This window comes from Pontibacterium granulatum, assembly GCF_029961155.1.
GTDB lineage: Bacteria > Pseudomonadota > Gammaproteobacteria > Pseudomonadales > Balneatricaceae > Pontibacterium > Pontibacterium granulatum.
This window is the reverse complement of record NZ_JASBRH010000039.1, coordinates 1-21,643: the sequence shown is the minus strand read 5'-3', so window position 1 is coordinate 21,643 and position 21,643 is coordinate 1. Positions and strand designations below refer to the sequence as shown.

Annotated in this window: 22 protein-coding genes; 1 reads left to right on the top strand and 21 read right to left on the bottom strand. The window is 58.5% G+C overall.

The window, feature by feature from the left end; translation table 11 throughout:
- The 21 genes from QKW35_RS20585 to QKW35_RS20485 form a co-directional block, all read right to left on the bottom strand.
- Positions 1-1,260, bottom strand: a complete 1,260-nt coding sequence (locus tag QKW35_RS20585) for a hypothetical protein (RefSeq protein ID WP_282356163.1) — start codon at positions 1,258-1,260, stop codon at positions 1-3.
- Between the two features lie 12 nt (positions 1,261-1,272).
- On the bottom strand, positions 1,273-4,650 hold the full coding sequence (locus QKW35_RS20580) for a hypothetical protein (RefSeq protein WP_282356161.1): 3,378 nt from the start codon (positions 4,648-4,650) through the stop codon (positions 1,273-1,275).
- A 1-nt stretch (position 4,651) separates the two neighbouring features.
- A complete protein-coding gene (locus QKW35_RS20575; RefSeq protein ID WP_282356159.1) occupies positions 4,652-5,026 on the bottom strand; it encodes a hypothetical protein in 375 nt (124 codons plus the stop codon).
- Positions 5,023-7,674 (bottom strand): phage tail tape measure protein, encoded by a 2,652-nt coding sequence (locus tag QKW35_RS20570; RefSeq protein WP_282356158.1) that lies wholly within the window; start codon positions 7,672-7,674, stop codon positions 5,023-5,025. Before QKW35_RS20570 ends, QKW35_RS20575 begins: the two co-directional genes overlap by 4 nt.
- 62 nt (positions 7,675-7,736) lie before the next feature.
- Positions 7,737-8,486, bottom strand: a complete 750-nt coding sequence (locus tag QKW35_RS20565; protein ID WP_282356157.1) for a phage tail tube protein — start codon at positions 8,484-8,486, stop codon at positions 7,737-7,739.
- Positions 8,483-8,905, bottom strand: a complete 423-nt coding sequence (locus QKW35_RS20560) for a phage tail terminator protein (protein WP_282356154.1) — start codon at positions 8,903-8,905, stop codon at positions 8,483-8,485. The genes QKW35_RS20565 and QKW35_RS20560 overlap by 4 nt, the downstream gene beginning before the upstream one ends.
- Before the next feature lie 9 nt (positions 8,906-8,914).
- On the bottom strand, positions 8,915-9,343 hold the full coding sequence (locus tag QKW35_RS20555; protein ID WP_282356153.1) for a gp436 family protein: 429 nt from the start codon (positions 9,341-9,343) through the stop codon (positions 8,915-8,917).
- 2 nt (positions 9,344-9,345) lie between these two features.
- Positions 9,346-9,768: an HI1506-related protein gene (locus QKW35_RS20550; protein ID WP_282356151.1), complete on the bottom strand. Its 423-nt coding sequence runs from the start codon at positions 9,766-9,768 to the stop codon at positions 9,346-9,348.
- Positions 9,769-9,817: 49 nt separating this feature from the next.
- On the bottom strand, positions 9,818-10,723 hold the full coding sequence (locus QKW35_RS20545) for a Mu-like prophage major head subunit gpT family protein (RefSeq protein WP_282356149.1): 906 nt from the start codon (positions 10,721-10,723) through the stop codon (positions 9,818-9,820).
- Between the two features lie 42 nt (positions 10,724-10,765).
- Positions 10,766-11,893: a phage protease gene (locus QKW35_RS20540; RefSeq protein ID WP_282356148.1), complete on the bottom strand. Its 1,128-nt coding sequence runs from the start codon at positions 11,891-11,893 to the stop codon at positions 10,766-10,768.
- A gap of 62 nt (positions 11,894-11,955) precedes the next feature.
- On the bottom strand, positions 11,956-13,278 hold the full coding sequence (locus QKW35_RS20535) for a KAP family P-loop NTPase fold protein (RefSeq protein WP_282356146.1): 1,323 nt from the start codon (positions 13,276-13,278) through the stop codon (positions 11,956-11,958).
- Between the two features lie 162 nt (positions 13,279-13,440).
- The gene (locus QKW35_RS20530) at positions 13,441-14,010 is read right to left on the bottom strand and encodes a phage virion morphogenesis protein (protein ID WP_282356143.1); all 570 of its coding nucleotides are present in this window, start codon (positions 14,008-14,010) and stop codon (positions 13,441-13,443) included.
- 110 nt (positions 14,011-14,120) lie between these two features.
- Positions 14,121-15,386 (bottom strand): PBECR2 nuclease fold domain-containing protein, encoded by a 1,266-nt coding sequence (locus tag QKW35_RS20525; RefSeq protein ID WP_282356141.1) that lies wholly within the window; start codon positions 15,384-15,386, stop codon positions 14,121-14,123.
- Positions 15,386-16,951, bottom strand: a complete 1,566-nt coding sequence (locus QKW35_RS20520; RefSeq protein WP_282356140.1) for a DUF935 domain-containing protein — start codon at positions 16,949-16,951, stop codon at positions 15,386-15,388. Before QKW35_RS20520 ends, QKW35_RS20525 begins: the two co-directional genes overlap by 1 nt.
- The gene (locus QKW35_RS20515) at positions 16,951-18,528 is read right to left on the bottom strand and encodes a hypothetical protein (RefSeq protein ID WP_282356138.1); all 1,578 of its coding nucleotides are present in this window, start codon (positions 18,526-18,528) and stop codon (positions 16,951-16,953) included. The genes QKW35_RS20520 and QKW35_RS20515 overlap by 1 nt, the downstream gene beginning before the upstream one ends.
- Positions 18,528-19,076, bottom strand: coding sequence for a DUF3486 family protein (locus QKW35_RS20510; RefSeq protein WP_282356137.1), 549 nt, complete (start codon positions 19,074-19,076; stop codon positions 18,528-18,530). The genes QKW35_RS20515 and QKW35_RS20510 overlap by 1 nt, the downstream gene beginning before the upstream one ends.
- Position 19,077: 1 nt before the next feature.
- On the bottom strand, positions 19,078-19,377 hold the full coding sequence (locus tag QKW35_RS20505) for a VpaChn25_0724 family phage protein (RefSeq protein WP_282356135.1): 300 nt from the start codon (positions 19,375-19,377) through the stop codon (positions 19,078-19,080).
- Between the two features lie 3 nt (positions 19,378-19,380).
- Entirely contained in the window at positions 19,381-19,692 is a 312-nt protein-coding gene (locus QKW35_RS20500) for a hypothetical protein (RefSeq protein WP_282356134.1), read from the bottom strand.
- Entirely contained in the window at positions 19,679-19,873 is a 195-nt protein-coding gene (locus QKW35_RS21360) for a TraR/DksA C4-type zinc finger protein (protein ID WP_425608016.1), read from the bottom strand. Before QKW35_RS21360 ends, QKW35_RS20500 begins: the two co-directional genes overlap by 14 nt.
- A 38-nt stretch (positions 19,874-19,911) precedes the next feature.
- Positions 19,912-20,316, bottom strand: coding sequence for a 3TM-type holin (locus QKW35_RS20490; protein WP_282356132.1), 405 nt, complete (start codon positions 20,314-20,316; stop codon positions 19,912-19,914).
- Positions 20,313-20,825: a M15 family metallopeptidase domain-containing protein gene (locus tag QKW35_RS20485; protein WP_282356131.1), complete on the bottom strand. Its 513-nt coding sequence runs from the start codon at positions 20,823-20,825 to the stop codon at positions 20,313-20,315. The genes QKW35_RS20490 and QKW35_RS20485 overlap by 4 nt, the downstream gene beginning before the upstream one ends.
- A gap of 145 nt (positions 20,826-20,970) precedes the next feature.
- Here QKW35_RS20485 and QKW35_RS20480 point away from each other — a divergent pair, with 145 nt between their 5' ends.
- Entirely contained in the window at positions 20,971-21,537 is a 567-nt protein-coding gene (locus QKW35_RS20480) for a hypothetical protein (protein WP_282356130.1), read from the top strand.
- Positions 21,538-21,643: the final 106 nt, after the last annotated feature.

The following is a 21,643-nucleotide window of genomic DNA, read 5'->3' as shown; positions in this document are numbered from 1 at the left end:
TCAGCGCTCCCAACCAGCGGTCAGGAAGATCAGGATTTGAGCGCTGTAGCTGTAACCTTTTGTCGTGCCGACATTCAGGGCAACAGCCCGCTCCGTCTGCCCGTTCAGCGAGATATCATTGACGGTATTGCCGTTCAGCGGTTTGTAGTGCAGCGGTATCGCTACCCCCGGCAGCGCGCCTCGTAAGAATGTATCGGTTGCGGTAAAGCCCCCGGAGACGCTTTCGGTAACCTCGATAGGATAGCTGTATACAAGCTCTCCATTGACCGGGTTGGGATATGTCAGCGCCCCTGCGCTGGTTGTGGCTTGTGGCGGGGTTTGCATATCGTTGGCTTTGAATAGCATGTATGAGTAATAGGTACGCCCCGATAGCTGGTCGGCCCCGCGGGCAATAACCCTGGTGTTATAGCTACCATCGATAAGGTTGCAGAATTCAGTTGAGCAGTCGTAAGTGCCCTGATCGATACGGCCCGTCTGGCAGATAAAGTTGTACTGATCGCCCGCCCTGTAGGTTTTGAACTCCCCGAATGCGTAGGTTGATGGGCAGTCATAGCTTGAGCTGGAGCTATTCCCGTGCCGCACAATCAAATAGAAGAAACGCCCATCACCAATCATCCACCATTTCCTGTATGTGGTTGCGGAGGTGCTGTAGGCTTTTTTCACCCAGCCTGGGAATGTTAGCGATGTTTCTGCATATTCATCTCGCGTGATCTGCTCATCCCAGACATCAAGGCCTGTCGGATTTACAACGCCTTTCACCATTGATGAATAGCAGCTGTTGTAGTTGTAGTTTGTCAGGGTGTTGGTGTCGTCCACCCAGATGGCACACTGCGTTGAACGAGTCGCCGGATCCGGCTGGTACACCGCCTTAGTGCCTACGCCGTCATCAAAGCTGCGCACCCAATCCAGCGGGGCAAACTTGGCCTGAAGGGTGACGCCGGTTGCGGTGGCCACGCCTGGCGCTGCATCCGGGGTAAAGATCACATCGTTTACCGTGGTGCTCTCCACGCGAAAATCGCCGTTGTACGCGGCCTGATCAGCACCGCTGATGCGGATCACGCGGTCTTTCTGGAAGCTATGGCCACCCACGAAGTTAGCCGTGCATTTGCCGGTACCGCTGTCGTAGGTCAGCGCATCAATGGCGGTTAAGCCCCAGCCGTTCACCAAGCAGGCATCCAGAATGGAAATCAGACTGCCCGCGCCATACTCGATCTGCGGTGCGCCCGCCAGGCTGCTATCTAAAAACTTTGCTCCGATCATTTATTAACTCTCCTATGCGTTCGCGTTGCCGCGTATCTGGATTCGGAAACTGTCGCTATCGCCTTCGGCTGCCCCTTGCAGGGTGGTTCTGGCGAGCCACATGGGGTGGTTTGCACCTACGGTGTTGAAGCGCAGCACGTTGTTGGTAGACCAGCCGCTACCCCAGCCGAGCGGGTTCAGCGTGAAGTACGGTGCGCCGGTATTTGGGTTGATTGGCGCGAGGGTGCTGGAGGTGTCCCCTACGGCAATTTCGCCCACGCTCTCGCCCACAATTTTGAATGCAGTGGTGCCGGTGAAGATCAGCGCCCAGCGCTCGGTAATGGCGCCCCGGTTGGTGACTTCCAGTGGATAGGTGGTGTCGTTGAATTCGGCGGTGGTTTCGCTGCCGATCAGGTTGTCGGACCACTCTCCGCTCCAGGTCTGTTGGTCGTACAGGTTGGCAACGCGGGCCTGCACATCGCCTACGATCAGGGCGCTGGATACCAGGGCACCGGCGGGGTAGTCGTGGCTGATCTGGCTCACAGCCTGCATCTGCCCGTTGATCTGCACATCGGTGATCAGCGCCATATCCTCGATACGGTGCGTCACGGTGAGCGGTTGGGTGTAGGCGCTCAGGTCCAGCGGATCGGCAAAAGTGATCGTTCCGGCGACTAGATCAAAGGTGTACGCCGAAGCTGGCACGGCGGTACCGTTGGCGTCTGCTACGTTCGCCTCGCTGATACGGATCGCGCCCAGGCTGACGGTCTGCCCGGCGGTTACCAGATCCGGCATGGTGGTAGTGTCGGTATGATGGATTACCACCACATTACCATCGCGGAACACCGGCACGCGACCATCGACCGGCAGGCGCACAGGATCGAGGCCCAGTACATCGGCATCCAGCGGCAGGGTTGAATACACCACGCAGTTGAACAGCGCGGTATGCGGGAACACATCATTCGTAAACTGCAGATCAACGATGCCGGTTTCATAGATCACAGTGCCACTGATGCCGTCACCGGAGATATTCCCGCTCGCATCGGAGGTTGCAGTGATCAGGTTCCCGTTAATATCCGTTACGCGCAGGTACAGGCTGGCGGGGCGCAGTGGGGCGCCCGGCGTGCGAAAGTAGATCTGCTGGGTGTACCAGTCACCGAAGGTGGTCAGCAGGCCGTTAACGGTCAGTGTGTTGCTGTTTTCACTGTAGGTCTGCAGCGTTACGGTGCCGCTGGCGTAATCGATACTGCCTACGGTCAGGCTGTCTGATGTGCGCTGGATCAGGCCGCCCGCATCATCGACAAAGTTAATACCGCCCCAGGTGAAATCGACGGAGCCGGGCACGATGGCGTTCGTGGTAGACGGCGTTAGCTGCAGCTTGATATCGCCCGCACTAAAGGTGTAGCTGCTCGCAATTGGGGTGATCGCGGTGCTGGCATCGACATAACGGGCCAGAACGATGCCGCCAAATGGTATTGACGGAGACATTACCCATTCTGAGCCGTTCCACTGGTAGCTCCTACCCCGAGTTACCAGCAGGTTTACCTCGCCCGTTTCGTAGTTAATGCCACCGGTAAACTCGATATGGGTGTTGCGGCCGCTGATCGCACCGCTGCCGTTGTCGGTACCGCTGGCCGAGGCTGTGAATACATCCCCCCAATACTCGGTGAAATCGTCGCTTACGGTCAGGCTCACCATACCCGGCTTCAGCGGCGCGTTCGGCAGGGTAAAGGAGACGTTGTTGCCGTTGCCCTGCACGCTTTCGGTGTGGCTCTGGTTGCCCGGTTCTGCGTAGTCGTAGTCTACGGTAATGATCGCGCCGGAATCCGGCACAACGGTGGGCTTAAACCGGATCTCGCCGGTCATATAATCAACGCCGCCTATGGCCGAGCCGCTAAAGTTGCCGTTGCCATCGTCGGTAACAGTGACGGTGGAGCCGCCCGCAGGCCAGCTCAGGGTCACCGTACCCGGCTGCAGCTCGCCCTCGGTCGCGGTGTAGCGGTATTCGGACAGCTCTACATCGGCGGTGCCTGCGTGGTTCTGAAAGTGGACCGGGCTGCCCCAGTTGTAAATCAGGGAGCTGTCGGTATCGGGCAGTGCGCCCAGCGTCACCATGGTGGAGCCGGTGGTGTAATCCACGGTACCGCTGCCGCCTGCGCCATCACTCAGGCCGCCGTTACCGTCATCGATCAAACGGTACCAGCGCCCCTGTGCCATGTAATCGATGGTGACCGAGCCTTTTTCCGGCACCGGCTGCAGGTTGTTGACGTAGTTGTAGCCGCGATTGCCGAGCGTGATTTTCTCGGCCAGGTTATGGGTGGCATGGCTGACCTTGGCGGCAGGCATGTACTCAATCGATGGAGACCCGCTAATCACAGAGCTGTTTACAACTATTGTGCCGGTTTCATGATCGACGGTACCTCTGACTTGGCCGTCCTTCAGTAACAGCCCGTCTGCCGTGTCGGTATAGGTGCCATATATATCCAGGCTCCCAGGAACAATGGCGCGCCCGAGTTCCAGGATGTTTTTGCCGCTCGTCATGTAGATGGTGCCGGTGTACGCTGTATCCCTAGTCGGCACAAGAAAGGCGCTGTCATGCCCCGCCTGCACATCCACCACTGAGGTTTCGGTGGTGGCGCTGGGTACAAGCTGGCTGTAGATGGTGTCGGTTTTAAAGGCCAGATCGCCCACGCCAACCGGCGCATCCAGGGCCGCAATGCCATAGTATCGGCTGGCATCGGCGACCTGGGTGGTGCGTAGCAGAGTGGCGCTTTCATGGCTGCTGTACCGAACGGCTGTTTCTACGCCTTGGAAGGTTTGGCGCAGCGCATCGCTGATCTCCAGGGTAAACACACGGCGATCAAAGGTGCCGTTGATATCGGTAAACGAACGAATTTCATGCTCTACGGCAGTCAGGCGCACAAACTGTTCGGCCACCACGTTGCCGCCGCTTTCGGTGCTGAGTACGTAGGCGTCACCCACTTCGGGAACTGGCGCACTCTCCAGGGCATAACACAGCACCATACGCTGGCCTTCGATCTGATCGCCCAGCAGGATGTAGTGCGATTCCGGCCCCCGCACCAGATAGCTCTCCAGGCGTGTCTGTGCGCCACTACGCTCATCGGTGGGGCTGTCGGTGCTGAACAGGGTCACGCCGATTTTGGGATCGGTCGGCCGTTCTGACAGGATGATATGGCTGCCGTAGTACACATCGGTAGCGTCGGTTTCCACTGACAGAAACGCCTTGCGCAGGTTTACGCGGCCGTATACACGGTCAAGGTCCGACACATCAGGAAACAGGTTGTTGCTCGCCCCGTCCTGTACCTGGGTGCCGGTGATGCGCCCACCGCCGTCTTCGTTGTCGGTGAGGCGTTCGGCGGCCATCAGCTTAATGTCGTCTTTCAAAATCGGCATATCAAATCTCTATCAGTCTCAACGTCAGGGTGTAGTAGGTGCTGGCGTCCGGGTTGCTGTGGGCAACCACCGGCTGGGCCTCCAGCGCGCCCTCACCGTGGCGGAACAGTACGGAGAACGTCCGGTCATGCAGGGTGAGCGCCATCGGCGTGGCGGGTTGCTGTGCCAGGGCATAGAGTGCTTCGATGGTGGCGCGAGTTGCCCAGACCTCATCGTTGCCGGTGAGGGTGATCGGTCGGCCTTTCTGCTGGGCGGCTTCCTCGACGATCAGTGCGCCGGAGAGGGAGACATCCTGGTTTTGGCGTACCGGCGTCCAGCCAAATTCGTCAGCCCAGATCAGGTCGTCCGGCAGGCTAATGGTGTTGAGGCTGATCATCCGGTGACCCTCCCCACATCGTTCAACATGCGCAGCAGCTGGTTGGCGTCGCCTTCGTTGAAGTCACCGCTGACGCTGGGATAACCCGGCGCGGCGAACTCTACGCGCAGTGTTTTATGCGGGCGGCGTGGGTGTGGATGGGGCACGGGGGCGTCAGGCCGTTCGCGGACCTGTTGCAGGGCCGTCTGTTTGAGCTGTTGCAGTTCGGTGGCGACGACCTCTTCCACATATTTGGGGTGCAGTACACGGCCTTCCAGAGTTTCGCCGTAAGCATCGGCCATATACCGGAAGAGGGCGGCGGCTTCGGTGTTGCCCTCTTTCAGCAGGTCGTAATGTTCGGTACCGCCAAAGCTGCCGCCGGACACGCTACGCCGTACCGGATTACTGCGAGCCTGTTCCTGTTGGGCGAGGTTGGTGGCCTCCAGGGCAGCGGCTTTGTAGTCCCCGGCGAGTGCCTGCACCGTGCGTTGCAGTTCGCGAACCGATGCGGTGAGGCTGTCGATATCGCCACGGCTTCGGCGGCTGGTGTCGGCCACCACATCCCCCAGGGCTTTGATCTCGCGGGTGGCGTTGGGAGTTTCTTGTTCCAGGGCCTTGATGCGGTCTTTAACGGTGCCAAACAGATTGTGATATTGGCGGGCGGTGAGTTTGCCCTCTTTGCGGAGGTTGCGCAGGACGGCTTTCAGGGCTTTTGCATCGGCGGCGGTGGAGGTGTTGGCCAAGGCGTTGTCGAACGCCAGGCGGATCTGGTCGGCGCTGTAGGTGCCTGCCTGGGCGATGGTGGTAAAAGCATCGATGGCCCGTTTTCCCTGGCGGGTAAGGCTGCCGGTGACCTTATCGATGTCCAGCCCCAGGGCTTTCCAGGCACGGGTTTGTTGCTTGGCGGCTTCCGCCTGGTTATTGGCTGCCTGGTTAACGGCATCGCTGTTTTCTTGTACGGCGGTGGTGGTGTCTTTGACGGCAGCGGTCAGGGTTTGCTGCTGTTTAACGGCCTCCTCGATCACCGCCTGCTGGCCGCTGATTAGCTGGTTAAAGCTGTGGTTGATGTCGTCGATGTCCTGGGCGGCTTCCTGTTTCATCGCCTCTAGCACCGCACGTACGCCCCCGGCCTGGATCTCCAGGGCCTTGACGGTTTCATCGGCCACCAGGCCAACGCTGTTGAGTACCTTGGCGAGGGCCAGTTCGGTGTCGGTGGCCCAGACGGCGATCTGGCTGGTGAAGATGCCGATGCTTTTTGCGGCCAGGGTAAACAGGTTGTACATCAGGCGCAGGCCGCCGCTGACCCTGATCAGCACGGTGGCGGCGATGCTGCCAAAGGTTTCAAAAGCCGGGGCCAGTTCGTGCAGCTTGGCGGTGAGGTTGCGGGCATCGTTGGTGAGCGGTCGCAGCAGCGGATCGGAGAGCTTGCGGCTGATAAAGTCCCACACGCTGCCCAACCCGCGCAGGGAACCGTCCAGGTTGTCGGCGGTGGTTTCCGCCATCTGTTGGGCTGCACCTTCAGCGTTTTGCAGTGCCTGGGTGTAGCGCTGGATCTCTTCGCTACCTTCCGCCAGCAGGGCTTTCAGGGCCGGGCCTGCTTCTACGCCAAACGCCAGCACGGCGGCTTTGCCGTTATCTCCGGCGGCGCGCAGGCCATCGATCATGGCGTTCAGGTTGTGGGTGGAGATACCCAGCTTATCCAGCTCTTGTGAGGCTTTGGAGGCGGGATCGGACAGCTGCGACAGGATGCTGCGCAGGGCGGTACCGGCACGTTCGCCGCGCAGACCGTTTTTGGCCAGGGTATCCAGCAGGGCGACCAGATCGACCAGGTCCAGTTTAAAGTCTTGGGTGTAACTGCCCGCATAGCTGATGGCCAGGCCCAGCTGGCTGATGGTGGTGGCCGACAGGCTGGCTCCTTTCGCCAGGGTATCGGCGGCATTGGCACCGTCACGGGCTTCTTTGCCCATGATAGACAACACGTCCGACAGGATCTGGGAGGCGTCGCTCAGTTCCAGCTCTTCGGCGGTGGCCAGGCTGAGCAGCGTTGGCAGCAGCTCGGTGGATTCACGGGCGGTGTAACCGGCACGTGCCAGAATCTCCAACCCCTCGGCGGCTTGGGTGGAGGTGTAGCGGGTGGTGCTGCCTGCATCCTCGGCGGACTTACGCAACAGCACCAACTCTTCACGGGTGGCACTGGTAACGGCGGCCACCTTATCCAGTTGCTTCTCGAAAGTCTTGCTGGAGGCCAGGGCGTTGCCGAACAGGGAGCCGGTGCCCAGCGCGGCCAGCGCTGCGGCGATGTAACCCTTCAGCATGCCGGTGAGCTTGCCGAACTGGCCGCTGGTTTCCCCGGCATCCTTGCGGGTGTTGTCCAGTTCATCACCCAGGTCTTTGGTGGCCCCTTTGGCGCGCTTGGCTCCGATCACAAACTGCCCATTGGCCTCACGCAGTTTGCCCTGCTTATCGTAGAAGCGGCCCAGGGCCTTGTCGGACTCGGTGAGCTGCGCATTGAAATCACGGGTGGATTTACCCGCTTGCTGCAGCTCGTTGTCCAGGGCTTCGGCCTGGTTGCCGCTCTCTTTTACCTTGCCCTGGAATTGTTCCAGGGTATCGCTGGCCAGGTCTTTGGCTTTGATCAGCAGGTTAAGTGCGAGGTTTTTGGCATTCATGGGTTAGATCCGGCGGTCACTGGGAAAAACTAACGGAGGGTTGAGGCCCTCCGTTTGCCAGGTCAGCTTTCCTGGTCCAGGTAGAACGGGGCGGTTTCGCCGTCCAGCAGCTTCACCTTGCCCGCCAGCGTGGTGCTGACGTATTCACTGGCGAAGAGGTCCACCGCTTCGGTGGGGGCCACCACGGCTTCGGGCACCTGCAGTTTTACCGGGGTGCCGGTGGCGAGGTTTTTGCCGTCCATAAACAGGCGCACACGGATGGTGGAGCGCACCGCGCCTTTGATGCGGTTGCCGGTGACCGCGTTGTGGCTGTAGCTCAGCTTGATGGCGGTTTCGCTGCCGGTATCGAGTGCGCCACCGGCTACGGAGCGGATCAGGCCCAGGGCGTAGTTCACTTCAAATGCAGCAGTGCTGACGGCGCTATCATCGGCGGCCAGCTTGGCGCTGACGCTTGCAGCCAGATTGCCGTGGGGAAGCTTCAACCACCGGTTGTTGGCGGGCAGGGTGATGGCCGTATCGGTTACGGAGCCGCTGCCCTGGTTGATGGTGTCGAGATCGCCCAGCATCGCCAGCGCCAGAATATCGGAGGGCTGGTCGTCGATGGCGATATTGATTTCGGTGGGCTGGGCCAGCACCACGGAGTCCAGTACCTGGCCGTAGCTCTCTTTCTTCCTGGAGGTGCGGTCTTTGGTTTCGGACGGGGTATTCAGTGACAACTGGGTCACGTTGATCGGGCCAACCAGTCCGGTTGGGTTGCCGGTGTCGGTCAGACGGTCGATGTATACATCGCCTGCCAGTAGCAGTCCGCTCATGGTCGTGCTCCTTTGATTCGGAATTTGAAGTTGAACGCCAGCGGGTAGTAACCAAAGCCGCCGCTAAACGTGGGTTTTGCTATGGGGTTGATGCGCTGCACCGGGCCAAGGCTGATCCGGGCACCGCTCAGTTGCTGGATAATCCGGGCCAGCAGCGGCCCGGCCTCGTCTTTCTTACGCAGGTTGACCGCCAATACCACCACCCAGGTTTGGGTCACATGGGAGAGGTTGCCGCCCTGGGCCGTGTCCGGCACGGCATCCCCCCAATAGATCACATGGGCGGCGGGGGTAATCTGGCTGCGCTCTTTCAGCTCGGCCAGATCGGCGGTGCTGTAGACTTTGCGCAAGCCTTCCACCTGATCCAGCAGGGCGATCAGCTCGGGTTCGGCGGCCAGGTAGTCGTCGGTGAGATCCTGCATCACTGCCCCCTAGATGAAACCCTTGCTGTTGTCACGGCGGAATACGTTGCCGTCGTGGCTGATTTGCGCCAGGTTGTTGCTGGGGCCGCTGTCGCCATCGTCTGGCAGGCCTAAGCTGAGTTCACCTTTGCCCAGACTTTTCAGAAAGCCGATGCTGGCGTCATAACGCTTCTGCAGCTGCTCGGGTGCGCGCTCATCGTTGAGCAGATAGCGGGCGATGTCGCAACAGATACGGGTAAGCACCGCCGGAACCGTGGCCAGGGGCAGCTGGTAGCGACCGCCCAGGTACCCGTCGATCTCGGCGCTGGCGTCGGTCAGGGCCTGATTCAATACGCTGGTGGCGATGGCTTGCTGGCTGCCGTCCCGGTCGGTGAGGAGGATTAGCTCCTCTTCACCAAAGCGGTCGATCATGGCCTGGGCTGTGGCGTAGAGGGCCATGATCAGGCGTCCTCAGCTTGTGCCTGGACCATCGCCCAGGCAGCGGCGCGGTCTTCAGCAGAGGTGCCCAGGGGGAAGTTGGCCGCTTTGGGCGTGCCGTCTTTGTTCCAGAGGCTTGGGTCGTTCGGGTCCAGCGCGTTGATCAGGTCGATCAGCGGTTGCAGCTGGTTCTTGCCCGGATAAGTTACAGGCTCAGAAATACCCGCCGTGCCCACGGTCCCCGTCGTTTCAGGATCGCTATCTGGCGCAGCGCTGTTTGGGTTGGGATCTTCTTCCAGGTATTCCAGGGAAAGGCGTGCTTCTGCCTGTAGCTGGCGATGCTGTTCTTCAGAGAAGTGATCAGCCGGATAAACCGTTGGCTGGGCTGGATGAGCGACGCCAGCGCGACGGAAACCTTCAATAGCAGACGTGATACGTACAAACATTTCATAAGCTCCTCAGCGGGTGGGGCCATCCGTGGCCGGGACAGGCGGGTTACAGGTAGTCGGGCACGACCACTTTCAGGCGGTTTTTCAGTTCGTTGGAGCTGCTGTTATCCAGCTCGCGCTCCATCAGGCGGGTGGCCTGGCGTTCCAGGGATGGAGGCACCACTAGAGTGGTTGGCCGCACGCCCAGTTTCTGGCCGCCATCGGCTTCGAACTCGCGCATGGCGGTGATGGCGTTCCAGAGGTTGTCGGCGTTGAGTTCGGCGCGGGAACAGTAAGCCAGCTGCCAGAGGCTGAAGCCGACGTTGCGACGGCAATCCACACCGAAGCGGTATTCGTTGGCAGTGAAGACGTGTTCGTCGTCCAGTTTGGTCATTGCCATCAGGGCAGCGGAGCGGCGGTTTTGCAGGATGAGCGGCTTGACCGCACGGGAGGTGTCCAGCAGGAACCAGGGTGTACCGCTGCCACCATTCTCGTTGTAGTTTGAAACGCTTTTTACAGCGCCGGTACCGTCGACGTTGGCGTACACCGGGTGGTCGGTATCAAAGAAGTTCTGACCGTCGTAGCAGAGGGTGGAGATACCGGCCGAGAGCAGGCCGTATACCAGCTCGTCGGGGTGGAGTTCGGCCATGCGGCCCATCTCCTGGAACAGTGGACTGTAGACGCCCAGGTTGTCGTCTTCGATGTCTTCACGGCCGACGCCTAGGGTGGATTCGTAGGTTTTGTTGCTGATTGCATAGCCGTGGGTGGCCATGGACTTGATCACACGGTCGCCGATCCATTCGCGGAAGGCGGGGAACTTACCCAGCCAGCCGTAGGTGTTGGATTTGGTGGTGGAGTTGATCTCCATCGCCACCTTGTTCCACTGGGGATCGGCGCTTTTGAGACCGTTCTGGAAGTCGCCACGGAAGCCGGTAAACAGGGCCTGCAGCAGTTGGGGGGTTACGATTGCCATCGATGTTGCTCCTAGGGTTAAAGTGGGTGGCTATACCGGGCGTTACAGGGCCTTGGCTTTGGCGAACTCTGCGTCGGTTTTACCTAGCAGGCGGGCGACTTCTTTCTCCTCTGTGCTGAGGCTGGCGACTGGGTCTTCGTCTTTGCCCGCTTTATCGGTGGTGTCGGTTTGCAGGGCTTTGAGGGCGGCCAGCGGCTGGGCTTTGTCCAGGAAGCCTTTCAGGGCGGCGAGGTTCTGCTGGCCCAGATCACGTGCCCAGGCTTCCATGCTTGGCAGCAGACGGCCGTCGTCCTTGGCGGTGGTGATCAGTTGATCCAGCTCGCCGGTTTTGTGCTGGGCGGAGAGCACGGCGATCTGACTGTTCAGTTCGGTGACGACCTCAATGGGTACATACTTGGCCGGGTCGGGTTTGGCGTTGCCGTCGCTGGCTTTCAGTGCGGCCACTTCGGTGGCCAGATTATCGGCGGTGGCGGCTTTGGTGGTGAGGGTGTTCAGGGCGCTGAGTGCGGCCTGGCCCTGTTCATCAGTTAGCGCTGCGCCTTCGGCCAGTTCGATGCCGAGTTGGGCCAGCAGCTTACGCAATGCTTCATTCATCGCGGTGGTCTCCTGCGGGTGGGTGGATGGGGTGTTTAACTGGGCGCGCAGGGCTTCTAACGCCTGCATACCGTCGATGCCGGGACGATTAACCAGGGCGGCGCTGTGCAGCCTGAGCGGGATGCCGGTGCGCTTGTCGTAAGGGAAAACGGCGGAGAGGTAGCGGTATTCGCCGTTCTGGATAAAGTCGCGGGCGCGGCCATTCCAGTCGGGTTTGATCCAGAGGCCGGAGCCTTCGCGCCACTCCATTGCCTTAAACCAACCCGCAGCAGGAGCAGGCTGGCCGTTCTTATCAGTGGCTAGGGTTTGGTGTTCGTAGTCGATTACCAGGTCATTGGCGGCGGCTTGTGCCTGGGTGATCAGCAGCTGTGCGCCATCGGCATCCAGGAACCATTGCCCACCCGGTACATCGTGGGGGCGACCGTCCACGGCAGAGAAATAACCGGCAGGCAGTAACTGACACCAGCCATCGGACTCGGGTGTAAGCGAGAGCGACAGGGCAACGCTGCCGATGTTGCTATCGGGTGCGGCGGCCAGTACGGCCAGTGGGTGCGGTGTGTGGTTTGAAATGCTCATGCCGCCAGATTAGCGGCATGAGTGGGGAGTGTGGTTTAACGTGGGTTGGAGGTTTCTACGGCTTAGATCCGCAAAGAGAAGAAGGGAGCGATTCGCTGTGATAAGAAGTTATGTTGTTGTCGCAACGCATTCATATAGCTAGCGAGTCCCTCGAGATCAATGCTAATTGTATAAGAAGGATCTAGGACGGAATGCCATATTTCATCAAAATGTTTTTCATCTGTATCATCAAGCGTTTCGCACTTAAAAAACTCTTTGAATTGCAGCCAACTTCCACCTGATTGGTACAGATCCTTTAAAAGCTCTCGATCCTTCAGAGCTATCACTGCGAGCCCGACATGCAAAGTAGTGTTGATGGCATAATCATCGCGTCTATAGGAAGAGCTCGTTTGAGCAATAGAAAGTATCAAGCATATTTTTTGGATATCTCTCAATGACAACGAAAGCCGCTGGCTCAACATCGAGATCATGTAAGCCCAAGATTCGAGGGTATCTGAAAGCTCTCCATATATATGTTCAAAGACTTCACAGGTAAATCTATGGAGTTCACTATCAGTTATCCGAAAATCCTCGCCTTTAGGCAATGAAAAAGACAGATCGTAGAACTTTCGTAAGTAGCCCCCAGCATCGACATCTCGTCCGTATTGAGCCCTAACTGATTCCTCGAGTTGGTCAGGATTGTTCACCAATACGAATATGACATGCTCAGCGCTGAAAAGGTGTTTTATCGTTTCTAAAAACTCCAATGCAAATGTCGGACGACATCGGTCTAACTCGTCTATGACCACTACGAGAGGCTTATTGTCACCCAAGGCTCTAGCTAGTTCGCTCAGCTTTGTTTTCAGGTCTTCGATAGTTTTATTCTTTTCCGCATGCTTTTTAAGAGCATCGTCGACATACTTGTCCGATATTTTTCCTAACTCTGCTCCGATGTTCTTTTCTAGGTTGTCGAATTGCTCATCTGCGAAAAAACCGCCGCTGGCGAAAGTTATAGCGGTCTTTAACGTTCCCTTAGTAATAGCACCGGATACCTCTTTAACTTGGTTGGCAAAACTTGTGGTGGCCTCCGCTCCATCGCTTATTTTCTTGGCTGCGTAGGTATATATTTCGGCTGAAATTAGCAGAAACGGATCGTTTTGAAAGTCGTTTTTATAGGCATCTATGTATAGACAAGGAACATTGTTTTGATTGGCTCTCAGATCGTTTAACCACTTATGAACAAAGCTGGTTTTACCATCTCCCCACTGAGATTCCAGAGATATAACTAGTGAGTCCGTTGTACTTGTCACTATCTTAGAGAGAGATTTAGCGAAGTCTCGCCTTTGAAAAATATCCTGATCTTGGAAGGTGAGAGTGGGATCGATCGGTGGTAATTTGAAATGCATACTTACATCCTTGTTTATCTCTTTTTGATTGGAAGTAATCTTCTCGCCCGAATGGATACAGAGTCAAGTGCCGTCAGACCCCCGTTAGAAATTGAGTTCTAACTTTTTTCCTATCGGTACCTATCCATATATCAACGCCTCGCACAGAGCCTTACAGTCGCTTTAAAGCTGGCCCAATATTTCCCCCTCCAATATCCCCAACACCTCCCGCTCATCCTCTGGTCCCAATCCAAAGTAAGGCCGAGCGGGCAAGTTACCCGTAAAGCTATATGCCCCCACATTCACCCACACCGGAAACGGCAGGCGGTTGCCGAACGCCTGGTCGATCAACCGCTGGTGGGCGGGTACGTCGATCTTCATGCCCTCGGTACCGAACTGGTGGGCGGCGGCGTAGGCTTCTGTGCCTGGGCCGGTGCTGACACCGGCTTCATCGTCTGACCAGAAAGGGAAGATGGTGTCGCGCAGGTGAAGCGTCTGGCCGTGGAGGATTTTATCCACCGGTACGCCTTGGTCTGATTTGCGGGCTTTGGTGGCGTCTTTGAGTGGCGCCCAGGGTGTGCCGTTTGGGCTTTGCTCTTTGTCGAAGTGTTCGCGGGATTGGCCGTGCAGGTATTCGGCGATCTCGGCCATGACAGGTTTGGTGTTGCGGGTGAGCTGCAGCAGTCGGTTGAGGGCGTCTTGCAGCTGGATGTCGTCGTAATCGACGGTGATCTGTTGCTGGGTGCCTGCCATGCCGTTGTTCCTGGGTTGGGTTATACTGTGGGACGTCTGTTGGTCTATAGCACTCCGAGGTGCGCCCAAAGAGCCAGCGACCGGGTGGAACGGCGGAGCGATCCACCCCTTTAGCCTTCCTCCTGCTTGCGATAGAGCAATACCCCTTCACGCTGTTTTTCCAGGTAACTGTCCCGTTCCGGCACCCGTTGGCCCTGTTTGGTTCTGTAGGGCGTAAAGGCGGTGTTGCCGGTCCAGATGCCCTGACCGTATTCGAACGCACTGAATCCATGTACCGGCTGGCCGTTCTGGCTGATGACCCAACGTTTGATATAGCGGCGCTTGATACGGTAGCGGCCAGGTGTGGCAGCGTCGGGTTCCAGTAGCGACCAGATCTCATCCGGTGCGATCAGGGCGCGGGCTAAGAGGCGCATGTAGCGGTGACGGATTTTGTCTTTGCTGACGTTGTACTGGCCGTTGGCATCACGGAAGAGGTAATCGTTGATGGCCAATGGCTCGCCGGTGACGTCTGCAAAGATACCGTGGGGGGCGTCGAACTCCTCCAGGAAGGCATTTACGTACTCGGTATCACTTAGCCCATCGGGCAGGATGGCTCGCTCATCCACGGGTGTGGGTGGTGGGAGCGGTGGCCGCTCGACTGGGCCGAAGGGGATTGGCTGCACCTTGGGCCAGGTATCAACGGGTTGGGGTGTGCTGTAGCGCAGCCAACTTTGACCGGGCGTGTGTTCGAAGCCGGGATCGATCCCTTTTGGGATTTGGCGTAGTTCGCCGGTGCGTTTATCCAGATGCTCTTTATATTGATCCGCTGGTGCTTTATCAGGGCCGGTGCGGCCGTGGCGTTTGGCCCAGCGTTCGGAGCGGGGAAATTTCTTGCACTTGCAGCCGTAGCCGTTGCTGGGGCTGTGAACCTGCCACCAGGGATCATTCGAACGCAGGACCATACGATCCCAGGCTTTGTGCTGTGGGCGGTAGTTTTCGGCACCGGAGTGGCGATATTCAGTGTAGGGAAAGCGTGCTAGGAACGCGGGGTCGGCCATTTGGGCTTCGCGCCCGGCGTTGTAGGCCTGGCGGATATTGGTTTCGTAGATCAGGCGGGAGCGCCAGCCACGGGAGCCGTGATAGTCCCAGCCGTGTTGGGCAACGATCTGATCAAACCGTTTTTGAAAGTCGGCGAGGGGTTCACCGCCTTCGATGGCGCCCTGCACAGCGTTCGCGAAGCTTTCCAGAATGGCGAGCTTTTTGGCACCGGCCACCATAAAGGCGTGGTCGTGCTGTTGGCCATACACATCCTCCCAGCCCTGGGTGGGCTGGGGTTGTTTCTGGTTGAAGAAGTCGATGGCCTCTTTAAAGGGCAGACTGCCATACTTCGGGGCCATTATTGGGCCTCCTGCAGCAAGTCATAGCGGCCTGCCAGCCCGGCAGCGGCGAGGGCATCATTCATGGCATCGGCCAGTTGCCGGGCGGGCAGGTTGAGGGCGACCAGACCGCTGCGGATCTCTTCCAGGCTGCTGGCGTTGTGAACCAGGCTGTGGATCTGTTCGATCAGGGCATCGGTGGCGGGTGCTGCGTGGTTGTGCAGGCGTTCGGCGTAGCGGTCGGCGGTGTCTTCGCCTGTTGCTGTTTGCTTGAACACGGCCTTCAGGGCGGCGAGCTGGGCGGGTTCGCTGGGTGTGTTGGTGGCTGTTGTGCCCAGGATCGGCTCGTCTTGTTCGGCCTGAGGGATCATCAGCTTTTCGTGTGCCCAGCTCATCGGGATTTGCATGCCCATACCCACCAATCCGGGCAGGTGTTGGCTATAGAGGGCCATGTCTTCAGGTTCGGCGGTGTCGTACTGATAGCGCGGGGCGCGGCGCGGATCTCCGGCGGTGGTGCAGTTGAGCATCCAGAGCGGGTAAACGATGTAGCGGGTGAGGGTGCTGGCCAGCTGGCGCAGGTCGGAGTCGCGCAGTTCTTGCCGGACTTCGTTATGCACGTTGCCCAGGGCGTTGGTGCTGCTTTTTCCGTCGGCCTGGCTGGTGAGGGTGCCACCCAGGATCGCTTTGGACTGGGTGCGTTCGCACCAGTTAATCATCGCCTCGAACGGGGAGGCGGCCCCTTTGGCGGCTTCCTGGAAGTCGATCTCCATCCCTTTGGGAATGATGCCGCCTGCGTTGTGGCCGATGCTCATGACGGCCGCCAGCAGGGTGGACTTCTCTTTATCGCTGGCCCCGGAGGGGTACTTGCCCAGGCGCAGGGGCAGACCGTAGATTTCCAGGAATTCGGCCAGGTCTCTTACGCTGTAGTTCTTAAACAGGAAGGGCCATGCCAATACACGCGCCAGGCCGTTGCGGCCGGGATAGCCGGAGCGGCTGCGGTGGATGTGTTGCACCCAGCCAAAGGGTTGCAGGGCGGCCCCTTCGTGGCTGCCATCGCGCAGGCGCAGTTGGTTGCGGTCTTCGGGGTTTAGCTGGAACCAGCTTTGCGGGCGGAAGTGGGATTGCTTGATGAGCCAGTTGCTGCCGATGCTGTGCCACTCCAGTTCGGTATGGCTGAAGCTTTTGAGGATGGCATCGGCGAGATCGAGCACCAGGTCTTCCAGATCGGGCAGTTCGTCCAGTAGCTCTTGTACCAGGGCGGCGTCTTTCTTTTCCTGTTCGCTGGCATCGCGGCAGGGCACCACGCGGCCGGGCACGCTGAGCAGGGCGAGTTTGCGTTTTTGCAGTTCACTGAAGACGTGGCCGTCTTTCTCTTCGATGTCGTCGGCCAGCTCGCACTGGGCGATCAGGTTGCCGCGTTCGGCATCCTGCAGGATAGTGGCCAGCCGGGGTGGGGTCAGACCGCTGGAGGGATGCTCGGCGAAGTGCTGCCGCAGGTAACCCAGGCGGGATTCATCGGTTTGCAGCTGCTGTTCGCTGGGCCAGTTGATGGGGTTGCCGTGGAGGTCGATCAGTTTATCGGGCATTACCAGGCTCCGCCTTTAAAGTTGTGGGTGTGGTCGTCCTGGTCGGGATCGTCGGTGTTGCCGGGCAGTGGGGTGAACTCGATAGGTGCACCTTCCATGTAGGTGGCGCGCACGGCCATGGCATAGGCAACGGCCACATCGCCGTGGCGCTGCTTGCCGTCTTCCCCTTTGCCGCTGCCTTTTTCGATTTGCGGCACGCCTTTCACCACCTGGATTTTGCGCAGATCGTTCAGGACGTCGGTGGTTTTGGGGTGTTCGATGTCGTTGTCTTCGTACTTGGCCTTAAACTTGGGCATCCATTCGCGGTACCAGGCGATGTTGAGCTGTACCTGCTCGACCATTTCGGTGCCGTACTTATCCGCCGCCTTCTCGGCCAGGGAGCCACCGTTACCGGTGGCATCGAAAGAGGCACCCACAAAGCGGGGCAGCTGATCGATCACGTAGAACATGATCTGTTCCTGCTGGCTGTAGGGCACGTTGCGCAGTTCCAGGTGAAAGGGAATGCGGATACGGGTATCGGGCAGGATGGCGGCCGGGGCGAAGATGGAGAGGTCACCTTTGCGGGCAAAGTCTTCGCCGAAGGCGTGGTTATGGTCGGGGTTCAGGTTGGCCAGCAGCGGGGCGACGGTTTCTTCCAGCCACTGGCTGACCTCTTCTTCACGCTGGTATACGGGCCAGTTTTCAAAGTTGTGGGGGGCTTCGAAGGTCACGACCTGGTGTTCGGGCTGCATGGCCCGTTCGATGAGGGCACGGCTCAGGTACGCCCCACCGCCCTGTTTGGGCACGCAGTAGTATTCTTCCTGGGCGTCCTCTTCGGTGGCAGTGCCGCGCAACAGATCGGTTTTCCACTGGTCTTCGGCTGCCTGGCTCCAGGTTTTGCGGGTGATTTGGCAGATGCGTTTGTAGAGACCTTCGGCACAGGCATCGTCCAGATCGATGGTGTGGATGCTGTAATCTTTGCGCCCGGCGCGGCTGTCCTGGATCAGTTGATTGAAGAGGTTTTCAACACCGTTGTGGGTGCTGATAAGCCGCACTTTACTGCCCCACATGGTGAGGGCGAGGGCGGCTTTCAGGACTTCGGCCAATCGATCATGAAAGGCCGCTTCGTCGATGGTGACGTTGCCCTGCATACCGCGCAGGTTGGCCGGGTTGGAGGAGAGGGCCTGCACCTTAAAGCCGGAGGCGAAGTACACCACGAAGGTGAGGATCTCTTTGCCTTCCTGGCCATCGTCGATAAAGATCTCTTCACGTATTTCACCGGCGGCTTTGTCAAAGGCTTTGGCCCACATGGCCACGGCTTCGATAAACTCGCGGGCCATCTCTTTGTTGCTGCCCACGTAGAAGTGGTTGCAGCCACCTTCACTGCGGGCGGTGGCGGCGCAGAGTGTGGCGTCGGCCCCTTCGGCCCAAGTAAGACCAGTACGGCGGGACTTCTCGGCCAGTTTGAGGGCAGACTCATCGGCTATCCAGCGTTTCTGGTAGCCCAGCAGTACCTCGGCGGCGTTGAACTGTTGCAGGTCTTTTAAGTTGCTTTCGGCGATGGAGCCGAGGGGCTGATCGGTTAGCGGTGCGCTCATCAGGCAATCCCCAGGATCTGTTCTTTGATCGCTTTAACGCCTTCGCGGGTGAGGCCTTGCTGCTTGGCGACGGTTTCGGCGGCGGCTGCGGCTTCTTCGGCGGCGAGCTGGCGGATCTCCCGTTCGCGCTTTTCATTCACGCTGGCTGCTTCTTCCAGGTGTTTGATGGCGAGAGAAAGTTCTTTCAGCAGTTTTGGGGGCACCGGGTCTTCGCCTTCGCTCATGGTGAGGGCGGTTTCGAACGCCATGGTGCGGGTGAACTCGTTCAGCAGTTTGCCCACCTGGCCCTGGGGCTGGTTGCCCAGTTTGCCGATCCACATCTCGGCGATCTGGCGGGACTGACGCATCTTTTCGCCGATGGCGTCCATGCGCTGGCTGTACCGATTAACGGCGGATTTGCTGACGCGCTGGTCGTGACCTTCGGCTGCCAGCAGGGCGTTGACCCGTTGGGCGGCTTCTACCTGGCCGACGGCCGGATCACGTAGCAGCGCGTGCAGGGCATCGCGGATCTCATCGGGTAGCAGATCGATGGAGGATTTACGCGGCATATCAGGCACCTGGCCCTGGGCGTTTGACACCGGGTGTACTGCTACGGCCCTGGGCGATGTCTAGCCCGCGTTGGGTGAGGGTAACCACCATTACGCTGTTGAGCTGTTCGTAGGTGACCAGATCCTGTTCCTGCAGCCAGTGGATTTCGCTGTGGAGCTTGTCGCGGCTGACGCTGTGGCCGTACAGGTCCAGGGACTGTTGCAGGATGCTGGAGTTGATGCGGTAGTCGTTGTCTTCCGCCAGCAGGCGCAGAAGCACCAGGCGGCGGTCTTCCTGTTCGAAGGTTTTGAAGCGCGGCATGGGTTAGTCCTTGTTTAGCAGGTAGTCGTGGATGCGTTGCACCATCTGGGTGTTGGTATTGAGGGCGGATTGCATGCCGGAGATCTCTTCGCGCACCTTGGCGATGTCTTCGTGGGTGGGGGCATGCTTGAGGTGTTCTTCGGCGGTGATGATGCGTTTTTCCAGCTCGTCCTGGCGCTGATCCATCGCGTCGATGGCGGCGCGGTTTTTATCCTGGCCGGTGCGGATGCCCACCCAGATTGCTACCGCGAGGGTGAAGACGAACTGCACGGCATCCACGGCGAACTTGGCCGCATCCCAGTTAACGGGGTCCATGGGCTTTTTCCTCCTGGGATTGGCAGTGGATGCAGCGGGCGGCGTTAGGTTTGGCGCGCAGGCGCTGCGGGCTAACGGGGTCGTCGCAGTCGATGCAGCACACCACACCGGCGATGAACTGTTGGGGTGGCTCGGGTGTGGTGTGCAGGGCTTCCTGGAGGGCGATTTCACGCTGGCGCATTTCCAGGGTTTTGGCGCGGTCGAGTTGGTCTGTCATGGTTAGTCCTTGCGCATGACTTCGGTGATTTTGGGGGCGATCTTTTCTGCGCTGCGGCCGATGACGTAACCGCCCAGGCCAATCTGCAGCAGCGTCCAGGCTTCTGGTGCCAGGCGGAATGCGGTCCAGCCAAAGGTGTCAGCCACCACCAAAAACAGAAAGGTGAGCATGGTGATAGGTCGCCAGTTGCGTTGCATCCAGCTTTGGCCGTTGGCTTCGGCGGTGATGACTTGGGCCTTGGCTTCCACCAGGCGGGCTTCGTAATCCATCATCCGGGCGGCAAGGGTGGCCTGTACCTGGAACAGCCCGCTTTTGATCTGCAGACGTTCTTCTTCTGAGGTGTGCAGCTCATCAACCAGCTCGGTAATCGGGTTGAGCAGTCCGGTTAACGTTTTCCAGGCGCTCATACCGGGTAGGCCTCCCAGCTCAGTTGGAAGTGGCCCGCATCGATAAACGGCTTTTCATTGGCGGTTTTTTTGCGCTGGAGGTAGGCCATCATGGCGTCGGGCGCATCGGCGTAGCGTTCGAGCGCATCCCAGCAGCCACCCCACTCAATTGATACATTCAACTCGATAGCGGCGGTGCGTATGGCGTCGGCAATATCGCACAGGTGGCAGATATCCCAGCTGGAAGCGCTGCCGACCCAGCCCGCCAGATCGACGGCATGGGATACGGCACCCAGTTCAGGCGCGTGTTTTGGCACTTTGGGAAGGTGGCGGCTGTTGAGGGTTTGGCTTTTGCCTGACTCGTACCGCTTGCGCTGTGTTTCTTCGGTGCGGGTGCCAACGATGACGGAAAAATCGGTGTCGGTGATCTGGATGGCGCGTTTGATTACCCGAACCAGGTCGGGATGCACGCCTTTCAGGCGGCTTTTTGAGGTGCGCCCCAGTGTGTATTTTGCTGCTGGTTTGGCCATGTGAATCCCCGGTATCTGTCTGCGCGTTGGTTGGAATGGAAGCGTTGCAGATAGAGTGCCGGGGATTGGGGGCGGGGTGGTTTAACGTGGGTTGGAGATTGGTATAGGATTGCTGTTTTAAAGGAATCTATTCGGTAGGGATACGATGAAGTACAAGTTGCAGTATATAGAGGCGGTTAATAGAAGCGATAAGCTGGATTTGGTGCATAAGGGTAAGGTGCTGCCTTTGAAGGCTAAACCGATTAAGGACCAGAAACTTAGAGCTTATTACGACGCAAGTTACTACTTGCTCGCACAGTTAGGGTGTCAGGATACCGGTAAGTTGGTTCGTAACTGCGCGAATATTCATTACAACCTCTATAAGTTTCTAACGGATCAGAAGCTACCGTGTCAGATTACGATAGGTGAGTTTCATCGCCAGGGCCGAATGTACGCCAAGTATGCGACAACTGACGAACTGATCGAAGAGATGAAGTCACCGAATTATGGTGAGCAGATTGATCTGCATACTTGGCTCACACTTCCTGATGGTTCGGCTATGGATTGGACAATACTCCCTGACATGCTTGCCCTTGATGGGAGGCTGCTACCTTCGCTAGGTGAATGCTGCATTCATGTTGAAGCGAACGAGCATGACCCCGAGCATTACTACGTGCCTCAGCTAGTGGGTGCTTCTTACTTAGAGAACATTGGGGCGGTTCATCCTTTTTAGATCAATGATGCTTGTAGTGGTTCAATGAACCCGGACACCAATTTAGGTGGTAAAGTCACCACCGTAGGAAGAGGTGTCCAATGGCAAGACAACGTCGATCATTTTC